Below are 26,025 nucleotides of genomic sequence, written 5' to 3' on the forward strand. Positions count from 1 at the left end.
AATGACTTTCTAGGCTGCGCCCTGGAAGCCCAGGCGGTAAAGGTGGGCATAAGCGCCGTTGTTCTGGAGCAGCTGAGCATGGCTGCCCTGCTCGACGATGCGGCCGGCGTTCATCATGATGATGCGGTCGGCATGCTGGATGGTGGACAGCCGGTGGGCGATGATCAGCGAGGTGCGGCCCGCGGCCAGCCGCTGTATGGCTTCCTGCACGGCTTTTTCCGACTCCGTGTCCAGTGCCGAGGTGGCTTCGTCGAGGATGAGCACGGGCGCATCCTTGTACAGCGCCCGGGCAATCGCCAGCCGCTGGCGCTGGCCGCCGGACAACTGCATGGCGTTGTGGCCGAGCACGGTGTCTATACCCTGCGGCAGTTCATCGAGCAGCTGGCCCAGGTTGGCGGCGGTCAGGCAGCGCATGACCTTGTCCCTGTCGAAAGACTGACCCAGCGCGACGTTGAAGGCCATGCTGTTGTTGAACATGACGACGTGCTGGCTTACGAAGGCGAACTGCGAGCGCAGCGAAGCCAGGTCCCAGTCCCGTAGTTCCGTGCCGTCCAGCAGTATGCTGCCGGCGCTGTAGTCGACAAAGCGCGGAAGCAGGCTGGCCAGCGTGGTCTTGCCAGAACCGGACGAGCCGACCAGCGCCACGGTCTCGCCGGCGCGTATCGCCAGGCTGATGCCGTCCAACGCCGACGGCGTATCCGGCTTGTAGACAACGCTGACGCCTGAAAATTCAATGTCGCCGGCGACCCTGGCCGTGCTGAAGCTGCCGCTGCTTTCGTCCTCGATGAGGTCGACCAGGTCCAGCCCGCGCTCGATCGCTGCCAGCCCTCGCGTGATGGGCGTGGCGCCGTCGGACAAGCTTTTTATGGGGGCGATCAGCAGCAGCATGGCCGTCACGAAGGCCACGAAGCCGCCCACAGTGGTGGTGTTTTCCGAGCCCTGGAGCAGGGCGATGGAGATGACGGCCGATAGCGCCATTGCGGCCAGCACCTGGGTGATGGCGCTCATGCCTGCGTAGGCGACGGTGGATTTGATGGACAGCCGCCGCAGCGTGTTGCTCAGCGCCTCGAAGCGCGAAGCCTGACCGGCCTGCGCGCCATGCAGCCGCACGTCGCGGTGAGCCAGCACGTTTTCTTCGACGACATAGGCCAGGTTGTCCGTGGCCACCTGGCTTTCACGGGTCAACCGGTAAAGGCGGCGCGTCAGTAGCTGAATCACCAGCGCGACGGCCGGGAACAGCAAGGAGACGATCAGCATCAGCTTCCAGTTCAGGAAGAGCAAGTAAGCCACCAAGGCCACCAGCGTGAGAACGTCGCGCGCCAGCTTCATGACCGCATTGATCATCATCGACGAGCCGTTGAACACCTCGTAGACAACGGTGTTGGCGATGGCGCTGGAGGACTGGTCCGCGAACAGCGACAGGCGCGAGCTCAGCAGTTTGCCGAACATCGCCCGGCGCAGCGACTGGAGGCCCTCGTTGGTGACCTTGGCCAGGGCGTACTGCGCCAGAAACCCGGAGAGTCCTCGCAGGGTGAAAAGCAGCATCAACGTCAGTGGAACCAGCCAGAGATTGAATGAGTCCCGCTGAAATCCCCGGTCCAGGAGTGGCTTGAGTAATGCCGGTACAAACGGCTCGGTTGCCGAAGCCACGATAGTGGCGCCAATGGCCAATGCCCATCCACCGCGTGAGCTGCTGAAATAAGGCCAGACTCTCGCAATCCTGTGCTGCAGGGACGGCTTTGATGGTGAATCCAAGGAGCCTGTTTCAGTGCTGCTGCTCATGCTATTGCTTCGTTTTTAGATCGACCAGCAGATTCTTGCGTCGGGCTGCGAAGCCCTAAAACCAGCAACAAACCGAGCAATACACAGAAAAAATCCCCGATCAGCGCGTCATAAATGGATGCATTGAAAAAGCACGAAGCAGCCAGTGCCAGCAAAGTGGACTGCACCGCCCGGGCACATGCTTTGTTCATCCCGGCGGTATCTTTGAAGATCGAAAACATCAACCCGCAAAGTAGAGCAATTCCGGGAATGCCCAGCTGAACTCCCCACAGCAGGTATTCCTGATGCGGATTTCCGTTTTGTACAGGCTTGTAATCCTGCTTTTCCCGTTGCTCAAGCCGGTTGTATTCGCTTGCCCAGCTCCCGGCCCCGGCGCCCAGAACCGGGTTGTCGCCAATCGACTGCACCGCCCTGTGCCAAAAATGGAGCCGAATGCCTGAAGAGCTTGATACTGCGCCGTAACCGGTTGCGATATCGGCACCTTTTTTAAAGGAGAAAGACTTTATTTCAGCCTGAGCTTCCACAATTCGCTGGTGCATTTTGGATGAACCAAATGAGAGAGCTACAAGAAAGATAAAAGGCAGAAGTACAGTGACTATTCGATAGCGCTTGGGTAGTTCCCACATGATGGCGCTCGACAGCAAAAGGATTGCCACCACGTGCCCGGTACGGCCACTCAGCACAAAAAAAACATTGCACAGCGCCAGGATCGCTGCCAATACAGCGAAATGTGGGCCAAAGCGCCCGGGGAAGAGGGCGCGTAAATGCCAGCAGACCGCCGCGAACACTCCGCTCATGATGCTCTGGTCCAGGTAGCTGGAGAATACGGCGTAGTTTGTCAGCGCCATATTGGAAGTGGCCCAGGGTACCGGTAGATGGAAAAAAAGCATCCAGGAACCGGCCAGCAAAAATACCTGTGCAGCAACAAATGTGGCAAACGCACACATCGCCTCGCGCGCATCGCGAACAAGAAATACGATCAGGATGATCTCAAGCAGCTTGCCATATTTTCCAACCGAGCTCAATGCATCGGTCAGTGGCGCAACGGTCCATATCAGGCTAAGCGTGAACGCGAACAGTATGACCAGCACGGCGATTGGTACGCGCAACCCTGCAAGCGGATTCTTGTATTGCCCGGTTTGTCGCATGGCCAGCAGGGTAGCGAGCCCGCAAAGCACCAGCAAAAGCTTGGCAATACTGATTATTGCCATAGACAATCCAATAGAGGCCGTGGCTATGCAAATAATGGCGAGCCGAAAATTGAGCGTCTTTTTTAACAAAATGGTCGCAGTGAGTACCTGATGAGCAGCCCGCATTATCGGTGATTCCACACTTGGCGACGAGGGGAAAGCGTACGGGTCCTCTGCTATGCTGTCAGGGGATGAAGCAACGCAACTTCACTGGTAATTCCCCCTTGTGATCTTCTGAGTAGGCATTCGTTGGCAAGCTTGTCCGTCACCATCATCACCAAGAATGAGGCCCATAACATGGAGGCCTGTTTACGCTCGGTAGCTTTCGCTGATGAGGTCGTGGTTCTCGATTCAGGCAGCAGTGATGGAACTGTGGCCATTGCCCGGTCCATGGGAGCTCGCGTCAGCATCGATCATGACTGGCCCGGGTTTGGTGCCCAGAAAAATCGCGCATTGGCCCTGGCGAGTTCCCAATGGGTTCTTTCTCTGGACGCGGACGAAAGAGTTACCCCCGAGCTTCAGCGTGAAATCATCAAAGCGCTTCAGGCGCCGGCGTTTGACGTCTATTCTTTCCCTCGTCTTTCCAGCTATTGCGGGCAATATATGCGGCATTCCGGCTGGTATCCCGATCGTGTGACGCGACTGTTTCGGCGCGAGAGTGCCCGTTTTTCGGATGATCTTGTCCATGAAAAAATTCTTACGTCGAACCCGGTGGGGCAGTTGAACTCCTCCCTGCTCCACGAAAGTTTCACAAACTTTGAGTCGGTTCTCGACAAGGCCAACCGCTATTCCAGTGCCGGTGCCCAAGTGCTGCGCAGCAAGGGTAAAAAATCGTCGATCAGCAAAGCGCTCGGCCATGGTTTTTGGGCATTCTTTCGAACCTATTTTTTGCGCTTGGGTTTCATGGACGGGCGCATGGGGCTCGTGCTTGCCATTTCAAATGCCGAAGGTACCTATTACCGCTACCTGAAGCTTTGGTTGCTGCAACGGAATTCCGGCAAGTGAACGAGCACACCGTGAAGGTCAGCTTTATTGTGCTGACCTACAACCGGACCAATGCATTGCTGGTTGTTTTGAAGTCACTCGCAAATCAATGCGGGTCGGCGCATGAGGTCATCATTGCCGATGATGGATCTCGCGCGGATGAAGTGGAGATGCTCCATAAGCAATGTCCGGACTTCAAATGCTCCGTCCGCCACGTTTGGCACCCTGACGTGGGCTTTACCGCTGCGCAGGCTCGCAACCTCGGAGCCAGTCTGGCTACGGCCGACTATCTGGTTTTTCTCGACGGAGACTGCGTTCCCGGGCCGCGCTTTGTGGCGGAGCACGCCCGCCTCGCCGAACCAGGATGTTTTGTCAATGGAAGCAGGGTGCTCATCAGCCCGCGTCTTACAGAACGTGTAGTCAATGGCGCTATTGATTTACCCAGCCGTCCTGTATCGTTCTGGATTCGCGCCCGGCTGCAGGGTGATAGCAACAAATTATTGCACCTCCTGTCCTGGCCATGGCGTTTATTCAGGGTACAACAAGGTTTTCAGTGGCAAGGCATTCGCAGCTGCAATCTGGGTGTCTGGCGGCGGGATTTTTTTAACGTCAACGGATTTGACGAAACTTTTCAGGGGTGGGGTCATGAAGATGCCGACCTGGTGTTGAGGCTCAGCCATATGGGAATTCGGCGCAAAAATGGTTTTATGGGTACGGAAGTATTTCATCTTTGGCACCGAGAGAACACGCGCGACCAGGAATCCATCAATAAAAACAGGGTGCTCCAGCGCATGAAAACTGCTGTCACGCAGGCGGAGAAAGGGCTGGGCCAGATTGCCCCCCAAACACCCATCAAAATAACGCATTTGCATTGACCTCAAAAAAACCATGAGCATCACACCCCTTATTCGCCGTCGCACCATTGCTGGAATGCTGGTTGCTGCCACGCTCCCGGCAGTGCCGGCTCTGGCGCAATTTCGCGTTGAGGTTTCCGGAGTTGGCCTGACCCAACTGCCCATTGCCATCGCCACGTTTCGGGGAGAAGCGCAGGCGCCGCAAAAGATCGGTGCCATCGTCCGGGCAGACCTTGAACGTAGTGGCATGTTTCGGCCGATCGATACCGCAGGGATCGTCGCAGATGAGAATACCCGCCCGGATCTGGCCGCCTGGAAGCAAAAAGGCGCCGATTCGATGGTGACCGGCAGCATTTCTCCGTTGGCAGACGGTCGTTTCGACGTTCGTCTTCGCCTCTGGGATATCGTGCGCGGACAGGATTTGGGAGGCCAGAGTTACACGGTAGGACCTGCTGACTTGCGGCTGTCTGCACACCGCATTTCCGATTTTGTCTATGAAAAACTCACTGGCGAAAAAGGCATTTTCTCGACGCGTATCGCTTACGTGACCAAGGCGGCCCAGAAATATAACCTCTGGGTGGCCGACTCCGATGGTGAGGGCGCGCAGTCGGCCTTGACCAGCCCCGAACCCATTATTTCGCCCGCATGGTCACCCAACGGCTCGCAACTGGCCTATGTGTCGTTTGAGTCGCGCAAGCCGGTGATCTACGCGCACGATGTGGCTTCCGGCAAGCGACGCCTGCTGGCCAACTTTCGAGGCTCCAACAGCGCGCCGGCGTGGTCACCGGACGGCAAACAGTTGGTGGCGACACTGAGCCGCGACGGCGGTTCACAGCTCTATGCGATCGGCCTCAATGGGGGCGAGCCCAAACGGCTGACCCAGTCTTCCAGCATAGACACCGAGCCTGCCTTCTCGCCCGACGGACGCTACATCTATTTCGTGAGCGACCGCGGCGGCGCGCCGCAAATCTACCGCATGAGCCCCAATGGTGGCAATGCAGAGCGGGTCACCTTTACCGGGACCTACAACATATCCCCTGCGATCAGCCCCGACGGTCGATGGCTGGCCTATGTTTCCCGGGTGGGCGGCGCCTTCAAGCTGCACGTTATGGAACTTGCCAGCGGCACGGTCACTCCAATCACCGAAACCACGGCCGATGAGAGTCCGAGCTTTGCACCCAACAGCCGGTTGATTGTGTATGCCACCCAGCAGCAGGGCAGGGAAGCCCTGATGACCACAACGCTGGACGGCAAGATCAAGGCAAGACTGTCCGGGGCAAGCGGTGACATCCGGGAGCCCGATTGGGGCCCTTTCCAGCGGTGACCGGCAACACCCGGCATTATTTTTGTTTTCCATACGGCCTATTTTTTTTGTAGAGGTACCTCATGAAACGCACCGTTTTTTCAATCATCTCCTCCCTTGTCCTGGCGGCCACGCTGACAGCTTGCGGCTCTGGCGTCAAGTTGAACGACGTGCCGGTCGAGGATCGCACCGGCACGACCCAGCAAGGCGGTACACCAGGCGCGACCGGCCGTGCTGTTGCGCCGGTACAGGTTGAAGGTGCCGATGCCTCGCTGGCAGGGCCGGCCAATACCACCAAGGTCATCTACTTTGACTTCGACAGCTATGTGGTCAAGCCCGAGTTCCAGGGAGCCATCGAGGCCCATGCCAAATATCTGACGGCCAACAAGGGCCGCAAGATGGCTATTGAAGGCCATACTGACGAGCGCGGCGGCCGCGAGTACAACCTGGCTCTGGGCCAAAGGCGCGCCGAGGCAGTTCGCCGCGCGCTGGGCTTGCTGGGCGTGGCAGATGCGCAAGTCGAGGCCGTTAGCTTCGGCAAGGAAAAGCCGGCAGCTACGGGCTCTGATGAGGAATCCATGGCGAAGAATCGCCGCGCTGAACTCAACTACCGTTAAACGGAGCCCGAACCGTGAACATGTTTCGGTATGCCGCTGTGGCCGCGGCCTGCGTGCTGGCGTTCAATGCAAACGCCGGCCTGTTTGAAGACGATGAGGCCCGCCGGGCGATCCTCGATTTGCGGCAAAAGGTCGATGCGTCGCAGCTGCGCATGGCCGATGACGTGCGGAAAAACACGGAAGACAATGCCCAGTTGCGCCGCAGCGTACTCGACCTGTCCAACCAGATTGAGGCACTGCGCAGCGAAGTCGCCAACCTGCGTGGGCAGAACGAAAACCTGACGCGCAGCGTGGCCGAGATGCAGCGCACCCAGAAAGACCTGACGACAGGCGTGGACGAGCGTCTGCGCAAGTTCGAACCCGGCAAAGTCAATGTGGACGGCAAGGAATTTGTGGCCGAGCCCGCTGAAAAACAGGAGTTTGAAACCGCACTGGCTACGCTTCGCAAGGGCGACTTCGCAGCAGCGCAGACGAGCTTCCTGGGCTTCCTGAAGCGTTATCCGCAAACCGGCTACCGGACATCGTCCCTGTTCTGGCTGGGCAATGCGCAGTACGCCCTGCGCAACTACCGCGATGCGGTGACCAATTTCCGCTCGCTCGTGACGGCTGAACCCGATCATATGCGTGCGCCGGAGGCCATGCTTTCGCTGGCCAACTGCCAGGTGGAACTCAAGGACACCAAGTCGGCCCGCAAGACGCTGGAGGACCTGGTCAAGACCTATCCCCAGGCCGAGGCGGCTTCCGTCGCCAAGGAACGGCTGGCCAAGCTGAAGTAAGCCGCACCTCGGGCAGGCTATCCGGCCGGCCCGGGGGCAAAGATCATTCGCCCCTAAAATCGGGCGATGGACATCTCCGCACTCAACAGTCTCACGGCCCAGGTTCTCTGGGCCGGTTTCATTCTCGCCATGGTTTTTGGCGCGATTGCCCAGCGAACGCACTTCTGCACCATGGGCGCCGTCAGCGACATCGTGAACATGGGTGACTGGACCCGTATGCGCATGTGGGGAATGGCGATCGGCGTCGCCATGATCGGTTTTTTCACCCTGGCCGCTGCCGGTGTGATTGACCCCGCCAAGACCTTGTACGCCTCCAACCGGTTTATCTGGCTCTCTGCGCTGGTGGGCGGCACGATGTTCGGTTTTGGCATGGTGCTGGCCTCGGGCTGCGGGAGCAAGACGCTGGTGCGTATCGGAGGAGGCAGCCTCAAATCCGTCGTGGTGTTCGCCGTGATGGGCATCGCGGCTTTCGCCACACTCAAGGGCATCACCGCCGTGGTTCGGGTGGCCACGGTCGACAAGGTGGCCGTTGAGTTCGCGGTCAATGCGACCCTGCCGAACTGGGTGGCGGGCGCCATCGGCATAACGCCCGCTGCCGCCGGCATAGGCCTGGCCATCCTCATCGGACTGGGCCTCATCGTCTGGGCCTTGTTCGGCAAAGAGTTCCGGCGCTTCGACAACCTGCTCGCGGGCTTGGGCATAGGCGGCGTCATTGCGGCCATGTGGTGGGTCAGCGGGCATCTCGGTTATGTGGCCGAGCATCCGGAGACGCTGCAGGAGGCCTTCCTGGCCACCAACTCGGGCCGGGCCGAGGCACTGAGCTTTGTCTCGCCGGTGGCCTATACCGTAGACTGGTTGATGTTCTTCAGCGACAAGAGCAAGGTGCTCACCCTGGGCATCGTGTCTGTGTTCGGGGTGGTGGCCGGCTCGGCCGTCTATGCCCTGCTGTCGCGCAGTTTCCGCTGGGAAGGCTTTCGCGACGCGGAAGACACCGCCAACCACCTGGTGGGCGCAACGTTGATGGGCGTGGGCGGCGTCTGCGCCATGGGCTGCACTGTAGGGCAGGGCCTGTCGGGCATCTCGACCCTGAGCGCCACCAGCTTTGTGGCGCTGGCGGCCATTCTCGCGGGCTGCGTGGCGGGATTGAAGTACCAGATCTGGCGGCTGGAACGTTCTGCCTGAGCACGTCCCGGCAACGATCCGCATTTCCAATGACATCCCTCATCGAAGAACTTCCCGCCGACTTGGAGCGCCGGTTCGGCGGCCTGGCGCGCCTTTACGGCGCGGCGGGGGCGCAGCGCATACGCCAGGCGCACGTTGTGGTTGTGGGTCTGGGCGGCGTGGGTTCCTGGGCGGCCGAGGCCGCGGCCCGCAGCGGCGTGGCCCGCCTGACCTTGATCGACCTCGACCACATCGCCGAATCGAACATCAACCGCCAGGTCCATGCGCTGGACAGCACGCTGGGGCAGGCCAAGGTGCAGGCCATGCGCGAACGCATCGCGCAGATTCACCCGGGCTGCCGCGTGGACGGCATCGAGGAATTTGTCGACACCGCCAACTGGCCGGGCATCCTGGGCCTCGAAGAGGGCTTTGACCGCAAGCAGCTGGCCGTCATCGACGCCTGCGACCAGGTGAAAGCCAAAACCGCCATGGCAGCTTGGGCGATTGCCAACAAGGTGAATCTGGTCAGTGTAGGCGCCGCGGGCGGCAAGCGGCTGGCGCACCGCGTGGACATCGACGACCTGTCGCTGGTCACGCACGACCCTTTGCTGGCGCAGCTGCGTTACCGCCTGCGCAAGGAGCACGGCGCGGCGCGCAAAGGCAAGATAGGCGTGGCCTGCGTGTTCAGCCGCGAAGCCGTGCTGCAGCCCGATGCGGCCGCTCAGAGCGACGGTAGCCTGAACTGCCACGGTTATGGATCGGTCGTGAGCGTGACCTCGACCTTCGGGTTGTGCGCGGCCGGCTGGGCACTCGACAAAATTGCGGCCTGAGTTTTTGCGGAGGCTTAAAAAATCACGCTATAATTCAAGGCTTTGCTGCCCTCGAAGCAGCAAATACCGGGATGTCTCGCAAGATACGTTCTTGGGACCATAGCTCAGTTGGTAGAGCAGCGGACTTTTAATCCGTTTGTCGTGGGTTCGACCCCCGCTGGTCCCACCAGAATTTCCGGGTTCTTAGCTCAGTTGGTAGAGCAGCGGACTCTTAATCCGTAGGTCGACAGTTCGAATCTGTCAGAACCCACCAAGTACATCAAGGACCTGGCCGCAAGGCCAGGTCCTTTTTTGTTGTTCTGCTGACAAACTCCCGAAGGCGGGCTTTGCGGGCTCAAGCCGAGTAGCCCAGCAAGGGCAGCTCCATCTCCGCCTGCTTCGCCACCCGGATACAGTCTTTCATGTGCTCTTCGCCCAGGTAGCGTATCGCCGCATAGCCGACTGCGGCCGACACGATCTGGCCAGCCAGTGGCACATACTTGGCAACCTGTTTGGTGGTCAGGCGAACGCCGATCTTGGTGGCAGCCTTGATGACAAGGTCACGGCTGATAAATTTTCCGATGAGCACCGAACCTACCAGCGTGACGGCTTTTTGCACCTGGTCGCGCTTTCTGGGCTCCAGCCTGTCAAGCTGTTGGGGCGTGAGACCGAACTCCCTGTTGATTTCCGGGATGAGCCGGGACAGCATCGCAGCGTCCACCGCCCAGTCCAGCCCGGGCACCGGCACGGCGCTGGCTGCGGCCGCCACCATGGCACGCTTGTTCAGCAGCTTGCGGCTGCGTTTGACGGCGGCTTCAAGTGCCGCGTCGTCCGCGGCCATATGCAAGGCTGAAGGCATCAATCGGGCCCTTTCAAAATGGGGTGACCTCGGCGGCGTGGTGCCGTCAAGGATCCTTTCGCCACTTTACACCGCAGCCGTCTCGATCTGTTCGGTCAGCTCAAGCCACCGTTCTTCCAGCATGTCTATTTCGCCCTCGATGGCCTTGAGGCGCTTGCCGGTCTGGGCGATCTCTGCGGGCGCAGTGGTGGTGGTCAGCAAGCCCTGCAGGCTGTCGCGTTCTGCGGCCAGCGCTTTCATGCGAAGGTCGATTTTCTCGATTTCCTTGCGAAGCGGTTTGGTGGCTTCGGCCTGTTGCTGACGGCGCTGTGCATCAAACTTGCGCTGTTCGGGCGTCTCGCGGGGCACGGGTTTCTTTTCTTCGGCCGCCGCAGGGGGTGTAACCGACTTGGCAGTGGCAACCGGGGCCGCGCTGCCGGCTTTCTTGGCTTCCTCGCGCTGACGTTTGGCATGGTCGAGCAAGTATTTCTGGTAGTCGTCCAGGTCGCCGTCAAAGGGGGCGACGCCGCCTTGGGACACCATCCAGAATTCATCGCAGACGGCGCGCAGCAGTGCGCGGTCGTGGCTCACCAGCATGACGGTGCCTTCAAACTCATTGAGTGCCATCGACAAGGCTTCACGCGTGGCCAAGTCCAGGTGGTTGGTCGGCTCATCAAGCAGCAGCAGGTTGGGGCGCTGCCAGACGATCATGCACAACACCAGGCGGGCCTTCTCACCGCCACTCATGCTGCCCACGGCCTGTTTGACCATGTCGCCGCCAAAATTGAAATTACCCAGGAAGCTGCGCAAATCCTGCTCACGCGTAGGCTGGTTGCCCATCTTGCCGGCGGCGGTGACTTCCTTGACAAGGCGGATCATGTGCTCCAGCGGGTTGTCAGCAGGGCGCAGCACGTCCAGCTCCTGCTGGGCGAAGTAGCCGATGTTCAGTCCCTTGCCCTCAATCATCTCGCCGCTGATGGGCACGAGTGCCCGGGCCACGGTCTTCACGAGCGTGGACTTGCCCTGGCCGTTGGCGCCCAGGATGCCAATGCGCTGGCCGGCCAGCACTGACTTGCTGACGTTCTGCACGATGACTGTGGGCGGCGTACCTTCCGGGGAATCTTCAAGCGGTGGGTAACCGAAGTAGGCGTTCTGCATCGACAGCATGGGGTTGGGCAGGTTGGCCGGCTCCTTGAACTCGAAGGTGAAGTCGGCCTCGGCCAACAGCGGCGCGATTTTCTCCATGCGGTCCAGTGCCTTGACGCGGCTTTGCGCCTGCTTGGCCTTGCTGGCTTTGGCTTTGAAGCGGGCGATGAACTTCTGCAGGTGGGCGATCTTGTCCTGCTGCTTGGAAAACGCAGTCTGTTGCAGCGCCATTTGCTCGGAACGCAAATCTTCGAACTTGCTGTAATTGCCGCCGTAACGAGTGAGTTTTGCGCTTTCGATATGCACCGTCACGTCGGTCACGGCGTCGAGAAATTCGCGGTCATGGCTGATGACCAGCATGGTGCCCTGGTAGCGCTTGAGCCAGGCTTCCAGCCAGACCAGCGCGTCCAGGTCCAAATGGTTGGTGGGCTCGTCCAGCAGCAACAGGTCAGACGGGCACATCAGCGCGCGCGCCAGCTGCAGTCGCATGCGCCAGCCGCCGGAAAAGCTGTTGACCGGGTTGTCCAGTTCGCTGACCTTGAAGCCCAGGCCCAGGATCAGCGCTTGGGCGCGCGCCTGCGAGTCGTGCGCGCCGGAGTCGTACAGCTCCATGTAGGCGTGCGCCATGCGGTCGCCGTCACCGCTTTCTTCGGCGGCCGCCACCTCGGCTTGTGCGGCCATCAGCACCACGTCGCCTTCGATCACGTAGTCGGTGGCGCTTTGCTCGGTTTCGGGCATGTCCTGCGCAACCTGCGCCATGCGCCACTGCGTAGGAATCGAAAATTCGCCGCCGTCTTCATGCAGCGTTCCGTTGAGCATCGCGAACAAAGAGGATTTGCCCGCGCCGTTACGCCCCACCAGGCCAACGTTTTCGCCGGGGTTGAGGGTGACGGACGCGCCATCCAGAATCACTTTGGCGCCGCGGCGCAGCACGACGTTTTTAAGGGTAATCATTTAATTAAAGCTTCAGGAAAAGTATTCGGGGTGGCGGGGCGTCGCACACGCTTGCCAAGCAAGCGCTGCGCCAGTCATTCAGGCCGGGGCTGAGCGCCAGCCTGGCCTTCAGGCCAGTTGTTCGCGCGTCAGCAGCAAGACCTGGTCGGCGCCCGAGCTGGTTTCGAACCACAGCGGTTCAAGCGTCGGGAAAGCGCGCTCAAAATTCTCGCGCTCATTGCCGATTTCCAGCACCAGCACAGCATTTTCGCTCATATGGCGTGCGGCGCTTTGAAAAAGGTCTCGAATGAAGTCCATGCCATCGGTGCCGCCGTGCCGGTTACCGTCCAGTGCCAGGCCGGGTTCAGCCCGGAACTCGGCCGGAAGGGCTGCCATGCTGGCAGCGTTCACATAGGGCGGGTTGCACAAAACCAGGTCATACAGGCCCGCGCAGGCAGCCATGCCGTCAGATTCGATCAGCGTGATGCGGCCGTCCAGGTGATGACGGTCCACATTGATACGGGCCACCTCCAGGGCGTCCAGGCTGATGTCGGCGGCGTCCACCAACACATCAGGGTAGGTCATGGCCGCCAGCACCGCGAGGCTGCCGTTACCGGTGCAGAGGTCAAGCACGCGGTGGGTGTGCTCGCCCAGCCAGGGGTCTATGCTGGCGTCGGCCAGCAGCTCGGCAATGAGGGAGCGTGGAATGATCACACGCTCATCGACATAAAAGGGCACGCCCATCAGCCAGGCTTCGTTCGTCAGGTAAGCCGCCGGCTTGCGGGTGCTGATGCGTGCTTCCAAAAGCATAGCTGCTTGCGCATGTTCCTCTTGTGTTACCGGCCGATTCTCTACAGAATCCAGGTCGTCCAGTGGCAACCCAAGCTTCCACAGCACCAGCCACGCGGCCTCGTCGAAGGCGTTGGTCGTGCCTTGCCCGAATCCGTCTGAAAAGTGCAGGCCTGCCGCTTCCAGCCTGGCGGCCATTTGCTCGACCAGCGCCAGCACCGTCAGCGGTGCAGCAGGAGTTGCCGGGCTCGTCATGCTGCCGCCAGCCGTTCCAGAACACCTTTGTAGATGTTTTTGAGCGGATCGAGTGAGCTCACCAGAACATGCTCGTTGATCTTGTGGATCGAAGCGTTGAGGGGACCGAATTCAATGACCTGCGGGCAGATTTTGGCGATAAAGCGGCCGTCACTCGTACCTCCCGTGGTGGATAGTTCGGTTTTCAGGCCGGTTTCAGCCTGGATCGCTCCACGCACCGCATCCACCAGTGTGCCTGGAGTGGTCAGAAAGGGGAGACCGCCCAGGGTCCATTTCAGGTCATATTCCAGCTGGTGCCGGCTGAGCACGGCCTGCAGGCGTTGCTGCAGGCTCTCCGGCGTGGATTCGGTGCAGAAGCGGAAATTGAAGTCCACCACCAGTTCGCCCGGAATGACGTTGGACGCGCCGGTGCCACCGTGGATGTTGGAGACTTGCCAGCTCGTGGCCGGGAAGAAGGCATTGCCTTTGTCCCACTCGGTGGCCACCAGTTCGGCCAGCGCAGGTGCAAACAGGTGGATGGGGTTTTTGGCCAGGTGCGGGTAGGCAATATGGCCCTGCACGCCCTTGACAGTGAGCTTGCCGCTCATGGTGCCACGGCGGCCGTTCTTGATCATGTCGCCCAGGCGCTCGACCGAGGTGGGTTCGCCCACGATGCAATAGTCCAGCGTTTCGCCGCGCGCTTTCAGCTGCTCGCAGACCATGACCGTGCCGTCCACGGCGGGGCCTTCCTCGTCGCTGGTGATCAGGAAGGCGATCGACAAGGCCGGATCCGGGTGGGCGGCCAGGAATTCCTCGACCGCAACCACCATGGCCGCAATCGACGTTTTCATGTCGGCGGCGCCACGGCCATACATTTGTCCATCACGATGGCTGGGGGTGAACGGGTGGCTGTGCCACTGGTCGAGGGGGCCGGTGGGCACCACGTCGGTGTGGCCGGCGAATACCAGTGTTTTGGCAGGCGTGGTTTCAGCGCCATTTGCTATCAATTCAGGAGCTGCTTGCGCTCGTCCTGACTGGTCTGCAGGCCTAAAGTCCTTCAATTTCCCTTCGCGTTTAGCCCACAGGTTGGTGACGCGGAAGTCGGCGGGGCCACTGACGATGGTTTCACATTGAAAACCCAGCGGCGCCAGCCGGGCGATCAGCATGGCCTGGCAGTCGGCGTCGTCAGGCGTGACGGAGGGGCGGGAAATCAGCTGTTCGGCCAGATGCAGGGTTCGGGACATGTCGTTTAGGGCCTGTTAACACCGGCCCGAAAACGAGCGCGGCCGTGTTTTTAGTGTTTCACGTCCAGCGTGATTTCCGTAAAGGACGGTTCGTCATCCGGGTCCTCTTCAGGCTCCAGTGTCTTGGCCTTGATGGCAAAGTCATTTTCCAGCCGCCACATCAGGTTGGTCGGCGAGTCGGCGTAGAGAACACCTTCCTTGCGTGTGACGGTGCCGGCCACGATCAGCTTGGCGATGTCCTGCTCGAAGGTCTGTGAGCCTTCGGCCATGGATTTTTCCATCGCTTCCTTGACGCCTGAAAAATCGCCTTTTTCGATCAACTCGGAGATCAGCTTGGTGTTGAGCATGACTTCCACCGCCGGCGTTCGGCCGCCGTCCTGGGTGCGCAGCAGGCGCTGCGACACGATGGCCTTGAGCGCGGCACCCAGATCACCCAGCATGGTGCTGCGCACTTCCACCGGGTAAAAGCTCAGGATCCGGTTCAGCGCTTGGTAGCTGTTGTTGGCGTGCATGGTCGCCAGGCACAAATGGCCCGACTGCGCATAGGCAATGGCCGCCGACATGGTTTCGCGGTCGCGGATTTCACCGATCAGGATGACGTCAGGCGCCTGGCGCAACGCATTTTTCAGCGCTACTTGCAGCGATTGTGTATCGCTGCCGACCTCCCGCTGATTCACGACAGACTTCTTGTTGGTGAACAAAAATTCGACCGGGTCTTCGATGGTGAGGATGTGACCCAGCGTTGTCTCGTTGCGCAGATCGATCATGGAGGCCAGCGTGGTGCTTTTGCCGGCGCCGGTGGAACCCACCATCAGCAGCAGGCCGCGCTTTTCCATGATCAGGTCGGCCAGGATGGGCGGCACGTTCAGGCTTTCCAGTGGCGGGATTTCGCTGGGGATGTAGCGGATCACGGCGGCGTAGGTGCTGCGCTGCTTGAATCCGCTGATACGGAAGTTGCCCAGGCCGGCAATCGGCAACGCCATGTTGAGCTCACCCATTTCCTCCATCTCTTCGATGCGCTCGGGCGGCAATACCTCGGCCAGCAGGTTGCGCGGTGCCTCCGGCGGCAGGATCTGCGCATTGATCGGGATGGCCTGGCCATTGATCTTGATCAGGGCGGGCGAATGGGCCGACAGGTAGACGTCAGACGCCTTCTTGTCCACCATCAAACGCAGGATTCTTTCCATCGTGCTCATAGTCCACCCTCTTGATTGAAATGAAATACAACGTTGGCCACCCGACTTACGGTTCCTCGCCAGCAGGGGCCGCGGAACCGGCTTTGCCGGGCCGCAGGCGCAGCGGCCCCCTCGGGGGGCAGCGCACTACGCGAAGCGAGAAGCGTGGGGGCCATGTCTAGTCGCGGAGTAAATCGTTCAGGCTGGTGGTGGAACGGGTTTTTGCGTCCACGCGCTTGACGATCACCGCGCAGTACATGCTGTACTTGCCGCCGGCCTTTGGCAGGTTACCCGACACCACGACGGAGCCTGCAGGAATACGGCCGTAGGTGACGGTGTCGGCTTCGCGGTCGTAAATCGGCGTGCTCTGGCCGATGTAGACACCCATAGAGATCACCGAATTTTCTTCGACGATCACGCCTTCGACCACTTCAGAGCGTGCGCCGATAAAGCAGTTGTCTTCAATGATGGTGGGGTTGGCCTGCAAAGGCTCCAGCACGCCGCCCAGGCCGACGCCGCCGGAAAGGTGCACGTTGTTGCCGACCTGTGCGCAGCTGCCCACGGTGGCCCAGGTGTCGACCATGGTGCCTTCGCCAACCCATGCGCCGATGTTGACGTAGCTGGGCATCAGGATCGCGCCCTTGGCGATGAAGCTGCCGCGGCGGGCCACGGCGGGGGGCACCACGCGCACACCAGTTTCGCGCATTTCGGCTTCGCTCAGGTGTGCAAATTTGGTTTTGACCTTGTCGAAAAAGCCGAGGTCGCCGGCACGCATGAGTTCGTTGTCTTTCAGGCGAAAGCTCAGCAGCACCGCTTTCTTGATCCACTGGTGCGTCGTCCACACACCCACGCTTTCGCGGGTGGCCACGCGCAGCGAGCCATTGTTCAGCTGGGAAATCGTTTGCTCCACTGCCTCCAGGATGTCCTTGGGCGCCGACTTGGGCGACAGGTTGGCGCGGTCTTCCCAGGCGGCGTCAATGGTTTGCTGGAGCGCTTGCAGGTTGGCTTGAGTCATGAGAATGGTTTTTCAGTGAACTTTGGATTGGATGAACTGGACGATGCGCTCTGCGGCCTCCACGCATTCGGCCGTTTCTGCCACCAGCGCCATGCGGATTCTGCCGGCGCCGGGGTTGTAGCCCTGCGCATCGCGTGCCAGGTAACTGCCCGGCAACACCACGACATTGTAAAGAGCGAGCAGCTCGCGCGAAAACGCGGTGTCCGAACCCCTGAATGCCTCGGGGATTCCGGCCCACAGGTAAAAGCCTGCATCGGGCAGGGCGACGTCCATCACCGCCGACAGCAGGGGCGTGACTTTGGTGAATTTTTCGCGGTACATGGCGCGGTTGTCCACCACGTGCTGCTCGTCGTTCCATGCGGCGATGCTGGCCGCCTGCACGATGGGACTCATGGCGCTGCCGTGGTAGGTACGGTAGAGCAAAAACGGCTTGATCAGCGCCGCATCGCCGGCCACAAAGCCGCTGCGCAGGCCGGGCACGTTGCTGCGCTTGGAGAGGCTGGTAAGGGAAATCAGGTTTTTGAAGTCATGCCGGCCCAGCTGGGAAGCCGCCTGCAGGCCGCCCAGCGGCGCTCCTCCATCGTCACCCTCGCGGAAATAGATCTCGCTGTAGCACTCGTCGGAGGCGATGACAAAGCCGTAGCGATCACTGAGCTCAAACAGCAGCTTCCATTCAGGCAGCGACATCACCGAACCGGTGGGGTTGCCGGGCGAACAGACGAACACCAACTGGGTTTTGGCCCATACCTCAGTCGGCACGGCCGCCCAGTCGATGCCGAAGTTGCGCGCCGGGTCGCTGGGCGCAAACCAGGTCTGGGCGCCCGCCAGCAGGGCTGCGCCTTCATAAATTTGATAGAACGGATTCGGGCAGACCACGGTGGCACCCGGTTTGCTGGCGTCCAGCACGGTTTGCGCCAGTGAAAACAGCGCCTCGCGCGAGCCGTTGACCGGCAGGACTTGTGTGGCCGGGTCCAGTTTCAGGCCATAGCGGCGGGCCAGCCAGTCGGTCATGGCCTGGCGCAGCTTCGGCTCCCCCAGCGTACCGGGGTAACTGGCCAGGCCGCCCAGGCTGGCTGTCAACGCATCCTTGATGAGCTGGGGCGTGGCATGGCGGGGTTCGCCTATGCCAAGGCTGATGGGTTTATAGGCCGGGTTGGGGGTGACATCGGCGTGCAACTGGCGCAACCGTTCAAACGGGTAGGGCTGGAGGCGTGAAAGCAGGGGATTCATGCCCTGATTATCCAGCCTCGCCTTGCAGACCCGCCGCCGGTCTGGGTTGCGGCTTGTCACGCCCCGATCTGATTGCTATCAAATTAATAGCTTCTCGCGCCTGTTCTTATTGGGCTCCAGGCCAATTCAATCTAAATTTCCCCGGTACCCAGCCATTTTCAGGCAGCGCAGGGCCGGGCATCACCCTGACAGACCGCCGCCGTGCGAAGCAAAGTGTTTCACGCCGGGCCGGTCAAGGGCCTTTTTCCCGGCAAAATCTGCGTCCCGCTCGGGTAACATGGCGGACCGTGCGCTACTGAAAGTGGTACACGGCGTGTGTCAGCGTTTTGCCGTAAAACGCTATAAAAATCAACGAGTTAGGGTTAACAGGCCCTGGCTCAGGTCAAAAAAACAGGGACAGCCGTGCGTCTCAATTCGATCAAGCTATCTGGTTTCAAATCATTCGCAGAGCCCACCAATTTCGTACTGCCGGGCCAACTGGTCGGTGTGGTGGGTCCCAACGGTTGCGGCAAGTCCAACATCATGGACGCGGTGCGCTGGGTGCTGGGCGAAAGCAAGGCCTCCGAGCTGCGCGGCGAGTCCATGCAGGACGTCATCTTCAACGGCACCACCACACGCAAGCCCGCCAGCCGCTCCAGTGTGGAACTGGTGTTTGACAACGCCGACCACCGCGCCGGCGGCCAGTGGGGCCAGTTTGTCGAGATCGCCGTCAAGCGCGTGCTGACGCGCGACGGCACCTCCAGCTACTACATCAACAACCAGCCGGTGCGCCGCCGCGACGTGCAGGACGTGTTTCTGGGCACCGGCCTGGGCCCGCGCGCCTACGCCATCATCGGCCAGGGCACCATCAGCCGAATCATCGAGTCCAAACCCGAAGAGCTGCGTCTTTTCCTCGAAGAAGCCGCCGGTGTCTCCAAGTACAAAGAGCGTCGCCGCGAGACCGCAAACCGCCTGTCGGACACCCGCGAAAACCTGACCCGCGTCGAAGACATCCTGCGCGAGCTGAACGCCAACCTGGACCGGCTTGAAAAGCAGGCCGAGGTCGCCATGCGCTACAACGCGCTGAATGCCGACGCGAGCCTGAAGCAGCACCAGCTGTGGTTCCTCAAACGCGCCGAAAGCGAAGCCGACCAGTCCAAGGTCAAGGCCGACGCCGAAAAGGCCGTGAACGACCTGGAAAGCCGCGTGGCCGACCTGCGCCACATCGAGGCCGACCTGGAAACCATTCGCCAGGCGCATTACTCGGCCGGCGACCAGGTCAACCAGGCCCAGGGCAAGCTGTACGAGGCCAGCGCTGAAGTCGGCCGCCTGGAGGCCGAGATCCGCTTCGTGGTCGACGGCCGCCAGCGCGTCGAGCAACGCCTGGCCCAGTTGAAAGAACAAACCGCCCAATGGGCCACGCGCAAGGAAGACGCCGCCGTTGAGACGGAAAACCTGGCTGCGCAAGCCATTGAAGCCGAGGAAAAAGCCGAGCTGCTGGCTGCGCAAACAGAAGAGCATCAGACCCAGCTGCCCGCCCTCGAAGACGCCCTGCGTCAGGCACAAGCCAAGGCCAATGAGCAGCGCGCCAGCGTCGGCCAGGTGCAGCAGCAAATCCAGGTGTTGGCCGCCGACCAGCGCAACATCGAAGAGCAGTCGCGCAGCCTGGGGTTGCGGCTGGAAAAGCTCACGGCAGACCGCAACGCGCTGAACGCACCCGACGAAGCGCGCCTGGCCAACCTGAACACACAGTTCACCGCCGCGCAAGAAGCCCAAGCTGAAGCCGAGGCCCGCCTGCACGAGCTGACCGATAGCGTGCCGCAGCTCGACGAAGAACGCCGCACGCTGCAGCACACCGTCAACACCGAATCCGCCAAGCGGGCCGACCTGTCGGCACGCATGGAAGCGCTCAAGGCCTTGCAAGAAAAGGTCAAGACTGACGGCAAGCTCAAGCCCTGGCTGGCCAAGCACGGCCTCGATGGCCTGCAAGGCCTGTGGAGCCGCATCCACATCGAACAAGGCTGGGAAAACGCGCTTGAAGCTGCACTGCGTGAGCGCCTGGGCGCACTCGAAGTCAGCCGGCTCGACATGGTGCGCGGTTTTGCCGGCACCGATGGCCGCGACACGCCGCCGGCCAAGCTCTCGTTTTATTCGCCGCCCAGCGCCGCCGCGCCCGCACGCACCAACGCTGCGATCAACCTCAAACCACTGACCGAACTGCTGCGCCTCAATGATGCCGGCCAGTCGGCATTGCTGGGTGACTGGCTGCAGGGCTGCTATACGGCCCAAGGCCTGGACGACGCCCTGGCCGCGCGCGACAAGCTGCAGGCCGGCGAAGTGATTTATGTGCAAAGCGGCCATGCCGTCACGCACCACAGCGTGAGCTTTTACGCCCAGGATTCCGAACAGGCCGGCTTGCTGGCCCGCGCCCAGGAGATCGAAAACCTCGACAAGCAGCTCAAGGCCCAGGCGCTGATCAGCGAAGAGGCCCGCTCCGCGCTGATACGCGCCGAAGCCGCCTATGCCGACGCCGCCCAGCGCCTGGCCACGGCACGCCGCGAAACCGCCGAAGGCCAGAGCCGTACCCATGAGCTGCAGGTCGAAGTGCTGCGCCTGACGCAACTGGCCGAGCAGACCCGGGCGCGCAGCGAGCAGATCCAGGCCGACATGGCCGAAATCGAAGCGCAGCTCGGCGAACTGCAGGAGCGCAAGGTTACCGCCGAAGGCCGCTTTGAAGAGCTGGACATGCAACTGGCCGACAGCCAGGAACGCCATGCGCAGCTGGACGACCGCGTGATCGAAACCGAGCGCAAGCTGGGCGAATCACGTGAGCAGCAGCGTACGCTGGAGCGCCAGGCGCAGGAAGCCACGTTTGCGTTGCGCAGCCTGGCCTCCCGCCGCGAAGAGCTGACCCGTTCCATCGACATTGCGGCCCAGCAAGCCAGCTCCATCGCCAGTGAAGAAGCGCAAGCCCGTGAAGAGCTCACGCGCCTGACAGACGCCGCCGCGCAGGCCGGCCTGCAAAGCGCACTGAGCGTGAAGCTTGAGCGTGAAGCCGACCTGGGCGCCAAACGCAGCCAGTACGACGACCTGACCAGCAAGCTGCGCGCCAGCGACGAGCGGCGCCTGCAACTGGAGCGCGAGCTTGACCCGCTGCGCCAGCGCATCACCGAGTTCCAGCTGAAAGAGCAGGCCGCGCGTCTGGGCTTTGAGCAATACGCGCAGTTGCTGGCCGACGCGCAGGCCGACCTGGCTGCGGTGGAGCAATCCATCCAGTCCGGCAATGTGCGACTGACCGGCCTGCAAGGCGAAATTGACCGCATCAATCGCGAAATCCAGTCGCTGGGCGCCGTCAACCTGGCCGCGCTCGACGAGCTGAGCACGGCGCGGGAACGCAAGCAGTTCCTCGACGCGCAGTCCGCCGACCTGAATGAAGCCATGACCACGCTGGAAGATGCGATCAAGAAGATCGATATCGAAACGCGCGACCTGCTCTCGAGCACCTTCGAGACGGTGAACGGCCATTTTGGCCGCATGTTCCCCGAACTCTTTGGCGGCGGCAACGCCAAGCTCATGATGACAGGCGAGGAAATCCTCGATGCCGGGGTACAGGTGATCGCCCAGCCGCCCGGCAAAAAGAACCAGACCATTCACCTGCTGTCAGGCGGAGAAAAGGCGCTCACAGCCATCGCCCTGGTGTTTGCGATCTTCCAGCTCAACCCCGCGCCTTTCTGTTTGCTCGATGAGGTCGACGCGCCGCTGGACGACGCCAACACCGAGCGCTACGCCAAGCTGGTGCGCTCCATGAGCAAGGAAACGCAGTTCCTCTTCATCAGCCACAACAAGATCGCCATGGAAATGGCCGAACAGCTGATCGGCGTGACCATGCAGGAGCAGGGCGTTTCACGCATCGTGGCGGTGGACATGGAAGCCGCCATCGGTTTCGCAGAAGCAGCCTGACCCCAAAATGAGCACTTTGCAGATCAGTCTGGCGGTGGTGGGCGGGCTGGTGCTGGCCGGTGTGGTGGCACACAGCGCCTGGTCGTCGCGCAGGAACCTGCCCAAGCAGGCCACACCGGAAGCCCCCGCACCCGAGCAAGAGCTTGCACCCGCACAAAGTGGCGAAGGTGCCGCTGCTGAACGGCTGGAACCCAGCTTTGACGTGGATTCTGGCCTGGCATCGCTGGCCTCGCTCGCCACGATGAATGCGTCCGACAGAAAGCCAGGTCTTGACGTGCTGATTGATGCCGTTGCGCCCGTGGTGATTGAGGGCATGGTGTCGGGCGAAGCCGCGCTTGCCGCCATGCCCAGCACGCGCCGGGCCGGCAGCAAGCCTTTCGGCGTTGAAGGCCTGAGCATCATTACCGGCGAATGGGAATTTCCCACAGCAGGGCATCGTTACAGCGCCTTTCAGTGCGGCGTGCAGCTGGCCAACCGCACCGGTGCGCTCAACCAGATTGAATACTCTGAATTCGTGATGAAGGCGCAGGCGTTTGCCGATGCGGTGGGCGGTGAGCCGGAATTTCCGGAAATGCTGGACGAGGTGGCGCGAGCCCGCGAACTCGACCAGTTTGCCAGCGGCCATGACGCACAGCTGAGCTTTACCCTGCGCGCCGTCAACACCGCCTGGAGCCCGGGTTATGTCCACCAAAGTGCGGCGCGGCTGGGCTTCGTTCCCGGCTCCATTCCCGGGCGCATGGTATTGCCGGCGAACCAGCAGGGGCAGGCCCCCATCCTGGGGCTGGCCTTCGACACACAGGCCGCCATGGCAGAAGACCCGGAGCAGACGGCGCTGCGTGAACTGACGCTGTCGCTCGACGTTCCACAGGTTTCCCGCTCCGAGCAGCCCTTTGCTCGCATGTGCGAAGCCGCGCTGTCCCTGGCTGCCAACATGGACGGTGTGATCATCGACGACAACGGCAATCTGATCCGGCCCGAGGCAATGGAAGTCATCCACGCCGACCTGGAACAGCTTTATGACACGCTGGACAGCCGCGATCTGTCGGCGGGCTCGGTGCTAGGGCGCCGGCTTTTCTCTTGATTTTCCCGGGCTTTTCGCCCGTTTCCGATCTTTTTCATGGCCACCAAAGACCTGTTTGCGCAGCCCGAACCCTCGCCGCAACCGGCTTCTGTTGCGGGGCGTGCTGCCGCCTTGCGCGCCGAGTTGCATGCCCATGCACATCGCTATTACGTGCTTGATGAGCCCACGATTCCTGACAGCGAGTACGACAAGCTGTTCAAGGAGTTGCAGGCGATTGAGGCGGCTCATCCGGAACTGCTGACACCCGATTCACCGACCCAGCGGGTAGGCGGCAAGCCGCTGGATCAGTTTGCCAGCGTGCGCCACAAGGTGCCCATGCTCAGCATTCGCACCGAAACCGACACGGAAGCCACAGGCGCCCAGAATTTCGACACCCGCGTGCGCAAGGAATTGGGCCTGGCGGAATCCGACCCGCCTGTCGAATATGTCGCCGAACTCAAGTTCGACGGCCTGGCCATGAGCCTGCGTTATGAAAACGGTGTGCTGGTGCAGGCCGCCACGCGCGGTGACGGTGAAGTTGGTGAAGACGTGACGCAGAACATCCGGACCATCAACCAGATCCCGCTTCGTTTGCCTGCCGACGCCCCGCCGGTCATGGAAGTGCGCGGCGAGGTTTACATGCGCCGCGCCGACTTCGAAGCGCTCAACGAGAAGCAGCGCGAGAAGATCGCGCAAGGCGCCAAGGGTGAAAAAACCTTCGTCAATCCGCGCAACGCCGCAGCTGGCGGCGTGCGCCAGCTGGATCCAACGTTGGCCGCGCGGCGGCGCTTGAGTTTTTTTGCTTACGGTTTGGGGGATATCTCTCCGCCGGAAGAGGGCGGTCCGGCGTTCGAAACCCATTTTCAGCTCCTGCTAACACTCAAATCATGGGGTTTTCCGGTCGCAGCCCAAACGCAGCTTGCGCAAGGCGCTCCTGAATTAATAGCATTCCACCAGACCATGGGCAAGCAGCGCGACAGCCTGCCTTACGACATTGACGGTGTGGTCTACAAGGTCAACAGCCTGGCGCTGCAGAAAAAAATGGGCTTTGTCACGCGCGAGCCGCGCTGGGCCGTGGCGCACAAATACCCGGCGCAGGAGCAGCTCACCACCGTGCTGGCCATTGAGGTGCAGGTGGGCCGCACAGGCAAGCTGACGCCGGTTGCCAAGCTGGCACCGGTATTTGTGGGCGGTGTCACCGTGACCAACGCCACGCTGCACAACGAAGATGAAGCGCGCCGCAAGGACGTGCGCGTGGGCGATACCGTGATCGTGCGCCGCGCGGGTGACGTGATACCCGAAGTCGTCAGCGTGCTGCTCGACAAGCGGGTGCAGGATGCGCCGCAATTCACCATGCCGCACAAATGCCCGGTTTGCGGCTCCGACGCCGTGCGAGAAGAAGGTGAAGCCGATTACCGCTGCACCGGCGGACTTTTCTGCGGTGCCCAGCGCAAGGAAGCCATCCTGCATTACGCACACCGGCGCGCCGTCGAAGTCGAAGGCCTGGGCGACAAGCTGGTCGAGCAGCTGGTTGATGCCAACGTGATCCGTACCTTGCCCGATCTCTACAAACTGGGCCTGACGGCGCTCGCCAGCCTGGACCGCATGGCGGAGAAGTCTGCCAACAACTTGCTGGAAGCGCTTGAAAAGTCCAAGCAGACAACTTTGCCTCGCTTTTTGTTCGGCCTGGGCATACGGCACGTCGGCGAGGCGACGGCCAAGGAGCTGGCGCGCCATTTCGGCAAGCTGGACGCCATCATGGATGCCACCGAAGAGCAACTGCTGGAAGTCAGCGATGTGGGGCCGATCGTGGCGCAGAGTATTCGCACCTTCTTTGAGCAGGCGCACAACCGCGAAGTGGTCGAGCAACTGCGCGCCTGTGGCGTGGCCTGGGAGGAGGGCGAACCAGCTGCCCGGGCGCCCCAGCCGTTGTCGGGCAAGACTTTTGTCATCACCGGCACATTACCCACCTTGAGCCGCGACGAGGCCAAGGACAGGGTGGAGGCCGCAGGCGGCAAGGTGGCTGGCTCTGTCAGTAAAAAAACCGACTACGTGGTGGCCGGCGAAGAGGCTGGCAGCAAGCTGGTCAAGGCCCAAACACTGGGTGTTCCGGTCATCGACGAAGCGGCCTTGCTGGCCCTGCTGGCTGGCCCACCCGGATAGTTTCAGGCTCACGGGAGGCAACACACCCATGCAGGCATTCGAAAACCTCAACTCTGCGGACCTCCTGGACTCGCTCCTGAGCCTGTCTTCGGCGTTCGTCTTTGGCGCCTTGATCGGTTTTGAGCGCCAGTACCGGCAACGCACCGCAGGACTTCGCACCAACGTATTGGTGGCCGTAGGCGCCGCGATTTTTGTCGACATGGCGAATCGGCTGACCGGCGCGCAGGGCGCAGTGCATGTGGTGGCCTATGTGGTTTCGGGCATCGGCTTTCTGGGTGCCGGCGTGATCATGCGCGAGGAAGGCAATGTGCGCGGGCTCAACACGGCCGCCACCTTGTGGTGCTCGGGTGCTGTGGGCGCCTGCGCGGGCGCTGACCTGGTGGTGCAGGCAGGCATTGCCACGCTGTTCGTGCTGGCGGCCAATACCTTGCTGAGGCCCATCGTCAACCAGATCAACCGCTTGCCACTGGACGTGCAGTCGGCCGAGGTAACCAACTCGGTCTATGTGGTCACGAGCGGGGGGCATCAAAAAGAGGTGCTGGGTGCCCTGGAGAAATCGCTGGAGGAGCTGCACTATCCGACCAACGACCTCAAAGTGTCCGCCTTCGGCGAGGAAAGCGTGAAAATCCAGGCGACGCTGGTCGCCATTGCGGTGGACGGCCCCGCGATGGACCGCCTTGTCCGGCAGCTCGGTGAGTTGCCTGCGGTCAGCCAGGCTTACTGGAGCGCCAGCACCACGGAGTAGTGCATCACCGACGCGCCTTACATGGCGTTACCGGGGTT

At 61.4% G+C, this 26,025-nt stretch carries 20 protein-coding genes and 2 tRNA genes; 13 read left to right on the forward strand and 9 right to left on the reverse strand.

Features of this window, described 5'->3' with window-relative positions:
* Window positions 1–9: 9 nt before the first annotated feature.
* Together msbA and AC1DY9_RS05495 are read right to left on the reverse strand one after the other, a co-directional pair.
* On the reverse strand, window positions 10–1,782 hold the full coding sequence (msbA, locus tag AC1DY9_RS05490; protein WP_457280823.1) for a lipid A export permease/ATP-binding protein MsbA: 1,773 nt from the start codon (window positions 1,780–1,782) through the stop codon (window positions 10–12).
* Entirely contained in the window at window positions 1,779–3,113 is a 1,335-nt protein-coding gene (locus AC1DY9_RS05495) for an O-antigen ligase family protein (protein ID WP_477665984.1), read from the reverse strand. Before AC1DY9_RS05495 ends, msbA begins: the two co-directional genes overlap by 4 nt.
* Window positions 3,114–3,221: 108 nt before the next feature.
* Between AC1DY9_RS05495 and AC1DY9_RS05500 the strand changes: the two genes are divergently transcribed.
* From AC1DY9_RS05500 to AC1DY9_RS05540, 9 genes are all read left to right on the forward strand, one after another.
* Window positions 3,222–3,977 carry a glycosyltransferase family 2 protein gene (locus AC1DY9_RS05500; protein WP_477665985.1) on the forward strand — a complete coding sequence of 252 codons (756 nt, stop codon included), beginning with the start codon at window positions 3,222–3,224 and terminating at the stop codon, window positions 3,975–3,977.
* Window positions 3,974–4,831 carry a glycosyltransferase family 2 protein gene (locus tag AC1DY9_RS05505; RefSeq protein ID WP_477665986.1) on the forward strand — a complete coding sequence of 286 codons (858 nt, stop codon included), beginning with the start codon at window positions 3,974–3,976 and terminating at the stop codon, window positions 4,829–4,831. Before AC1DY9_RS05500 ends, AC1DY9_RS05505 begins: the two co-directional genes overlap by 4 nt.
* A gap of 13 nt (window positions 4,832–4,844) precedes the next feature.
* Complete coding sequence (tolB, locus tag AC1DY9_RS05510; RefSeq protein WP_477665987.1) at window positions 4,845–6,134, forward strand: Tol-Pal system beta propeller repeat protein TolB; 1,290 nt, start codon at window positions 4,845–4,847, stop codon at window positions 6,132–6,134.
* Between the two features lie 62 nt (window positions 6,135–6,196).
* Complete coding sequence (pal, locus tag AC1DY9_RS05515; protein WP_457280828.1) at window positions 6,197–6,730, forward strand: peptidoglycan-associated lipoprotein Pal; 534 nt, start codon at window positions 6,197–6,199, stop codon at window positions 6,728–6,730.
* 20 nt (window positions 6,731–6,750) lie between these two features.
* Window positions 6,751–7,506, forward strand: a complete 756-nt coding sequence (ybgF, locus tag AC1DY9_RS05520) for a tol-pal system protein YbgF (RefSeq protein ID WP_457280991.1) — start codon at window positions 6,751–6,753, stop codon at window positions 7,504–7,506.
* A 66-nt stretch (window positions 7,507–7,572) separates the two neighbouring features.
* The gene (locus AC1DY9_RS05525) at window positions 7,573–8,688 is read left to right on the forward strand and encodes a YeeE/YedE family protein (protein ID WP_457280829.1); all 1,116 of its coding nucleotides are present in this window, start codon (window positions 7,573–7,575) and stop codon (window positions 8,686–8,688) included.
* A 29-nt stretch (window positions 8,689–8,717) separates the two neighbouring features.
* Window positions 8,718–9,497: a tRNA threonylcarbamoyladenosine dehydratase gene (locus tag AC1DY9_RS05530; RefSeq protein WP_457280830.1), complete on the forward strand. Its 780-nt coding sequence runs from the start codon at window positions 8,718–8,720 to the stop codon at window positions 9,495–9,497.
* Window positions 9,498–9,590: 93 nt separating this feature from the next.
* A tRNA-Lys gene (locus tag AC1DY9_RS05535) sits at window positions 9,591–9,666 on the forward strand.
* An 8-nt stretch (window positions 9,667–9,674) separates the two neighbouring features.
* Window positions 9,675–9,750 (forward strand) — tRNA-Lys (locus AC1DY9_RS05540).
* 81 nt (window positions 9,751–9,831) lie between these two features.
* Here the strand turns inward: AC1DY9_RS05540 and AC1DY9_RS05545 are convergent.
* The 7 genes from AC1DY9_RS05545 to dapC form a co-directional block, all read right to left on the reverse strand.
* Window positions 9,832–10,335, reverse strand: coding sequence for a hypothetical protein (locus AC1DY9_RS05545; RefSeq protein ID WP_457280831.1), 504 nt, complete (start codon window positions 10,333–10,335; stop codon window positions 9,832–9,834).
* Between the two features lie 66 nt (window positions 10,336–10,401).
* On the reverse strand, window positions 10,402–12,414 hold the full coding sequence (locus AC1DY9_RS05550) for an ABC-F family ATP-binding cassette domain-containing protein (RefSeq protein WP_477665988.1): 2,013 nt from the start codon (window positions 12,412–12,414) through the stop codon (window positions 10,402–10,404).
* Between the two features lie 108 nt (window positions 12,415–12,522).
* Window positions 12,523–13,437: a 50S ribosomal protein L3 N(5)-glutamine methyltransferase gene (gene prmB, locus AC1DY9_RS05555; protein ID WP_457280833.1), complete on the reverse strand. Its 915-nt coding sequence runs from the start codon at window positions 13,435–13,437 to the stop codon at window positions 12,523–12,525.
* Window positions 13,434–14,660, reverse strand: coding sequence for a succinyl-diaminopimelate desuccinylase (gene dapE / locus AC1DY9_RS05560; RefSeq protein ID WP_477665989.1), 1,227 nt, complete (start codon window positions 14,658–14,660; stop codon window positions 13,434–13,436). Before dapE ends, prmB begins: the two co-directional genes overlap by 4 nt.
* A gap of 50 nt (window positions 14,661–14,710) precedes the next feature.
* Window positions 14,711–15,856 (reverse strand): PilT/PilU family type 4a pilus ATPase, encoded by a 1,146-nt coding sequence (locus AC1DY9_RS05565; protein ID WP_431096336.1) that lies wholly within the window; start codon window positions 15,854–15,856, stop codon window positions 14,711–14,713.
* A gap of 157 nt (window positions 15,857–16,013) precedes the next feature.
* A complete protein-coding gene (dapD, locus tag AC1DY9_RS05570; RefSeq protein ID WP_457280835.1) occupies window positions 16,014–16,850 on the reverse strand; it encodes a 2,3,4,5-tetrahydropyridine-2,6-dicarboxylate N-succinyltransferase in 837 nt (278 codons plus the stop codon).
* Window positions 16,851–16,862: 12 nt separating this feature from the next.
* Window positions 16,863–18,080 carry a succinyldiaminopimelate transaminase gene (gene dapC / locus AC1DY9_RS05575; RefSeq protein ID WP_477665990.1) on the reverse strand — a complete coding sequence of 406 codons (1,218 nt, stop codon included), beginning with the start codon at window positions 18,078–18,080 and terminating at the stop codon, window positions 16,863–16,865.
* 402 nt (window positions 18,081–18,482) lie between these two features.
* Here dapC and smc point away from each other — a divergent pair, with 402 nt between their 5' ends.
* The 4 genes from smc to AC1DY9_RS05595 are packed head-to-tail and all read left to right on the forward strand — an operon-like array spanning window position 18,483 to window position 25,987.
* Complete coding sequence (gene smc, locus AC1DY9_RS05580; RefSeq protein ID WP_457280837.1) at window positions 18,483–22,019, forward strand: chromosome segregation protein SMC; 3,537 nt, start codon at window positions 18,483–18,485, stop codon at window positions 22,017–22,019.
* A 7-nt stretch (window positions 22,020–22,026) separates the two neighbouring features.
* Complete coding sequence (locus AC1DY9_RS05585; protein ID WP_477665991.1) at window positions 22,027–23,100, forward strand: cell division protein ZipA C-terminal FtsZ-binding domain-containing protein; 1,074 nt, start codon at window positions 22,027–22,029, stop codon at window positions 23,098–23,100.
* Window positions 23,101–23,136: 36 nt separating this feature from the next.
* Complete coding sequence (gene ligA / locus AC1DY9_RS05590) at window positions 23,137–25,242, forward strand: NAD-dependent DNA ligase LigA (RefSeq protein ID WP_477665992.1); 2,106 nt, start codon at window positions 23,137–23,139, stop codon at window positions 25,240–25,242.
* A 28-nt stretch (window positions 25,243–25,270) separates the two neighbouring features.
* A complete protein-coding gene (locus AC1DY9_RS05595; RefSeq protein ID WP_457280840.1) occupies window positions 25,271–25,987 on the forward strand; it encodes an MgtC/SapB family protein in 717 nt (238 codons plus the stop codon).
* The last annotated feature ends 38 nt before the right edge of the window (window positions 25,988–26,025 follow it).

The sequence above is a fragment of the Polaromonas sp. P1_F6 genome (genome assembly GCF_056405695.1).

Coding starts and splice junctions, on each gene's coding strand:
- msbA (WP_457280823.1), bottom strand. CDS start 1,782: ATGAGCAGCAGCACTGAAACAGGCTCCTTGGATTCACCATCAAAGCCG.
- tolB (WP_477665987.1), top strand. CDS start 4,845: ATGAGCATCACACCCCTTATTCGCCGTCGCACCATTGCTGGAATGCTG.
- pal (WP_457280828.1), top strand. CDS start 6,197: ATGAAACGCACCGTTTTTTCAATCATCTCCTCCCTTGTCCTGGCGGCC.
- ybgF (WP_457280991.1), top strand. CDS start 6,751: ATGTTTCGGTATGCCGCTGTGGCCGCGGCCTGCGTGCTGGCGTTCAAT.
- AC1DY9_RS05525 (WP_457280829.1), top strand. CDS start 7,573: ATGGACATCTCCGCACTCAACAGTCTCACGGCCCAGGTTCTCTGGGCC.
- AC1DY9_RS05530 (WP_457280830.1), top strand. CDS start 8,718: ATGACATCCCTCATCGAAGAACTTCCCGCCGACTTGGAGCGCCGGTTC.
- AC1DY9_RS05545 (WP_457280831.1), bottom strand. CDS start 10,335: ATGCCTTCAGCCTTGCATATGGCCGCGGACGACGCGGCACTTGAAGCC.
- AC1DY9_RS05550 (WP_477665988.1), bottom strand. CDS start 12,414: ATGATTACCCTTAAAAACGTCGTGCTGCGCCGCGGCGCCAAAGTGATT.
- prmB (WP_457280833.1), bottom strand. CDS start 13,437: ATGACGAGCCCGGCAACTCCTGCTGCACCGCTGACGGTGCTGGCGCTG.
- dapE (WP_477665989.1), bottom strand. CDS start 14,660: ATGTCCCGAACCCTGCATCTGGCCGAACAGCTGATTTCCCGCCCCTCC.
- AC1DY9_RS05565 (WP_431096336.1), bottom strand. CDS start 15,856: ATGAGCACGATGGAAAGAATCCTGCGTTTGATGGTGGACAAGAAGGCG.
- dapD (WP_457280835.1), bottom strand. CDS start 16,850: ATGACTCAAGCCAACCTGCAAGCGCTCCAGCAAACCATTGACGCCGCC.
- dapC (WP_477665990.1), bottom strand. CDS start 18,080: ATGAATCCCCTGCTTTCACGCCTCCAGCCCTACCCGTTTGAACGGTTG.
- AC1DY9_RS05585 (WP_477665991.1), top strand. CDS start 22,027: ATGAGCACTTTGCAGATCAGTCTGGCGGTGGTGGGCGGGCTGGTGCTG.
- ligA (WP_477665992.1), top strand. CDS start 23,137: ATGGCCACCAAAGACCTGTTTGCGCAGCCCGAACCCTCGCCGCAACCG.
- AC1DY9_RS05595 (WP_457280840.1), top strand. CDS start 25,271: ATGCAGGCATTCGAAAACCTCAACTCTGCGGACCTCCTGGACTCGCTC.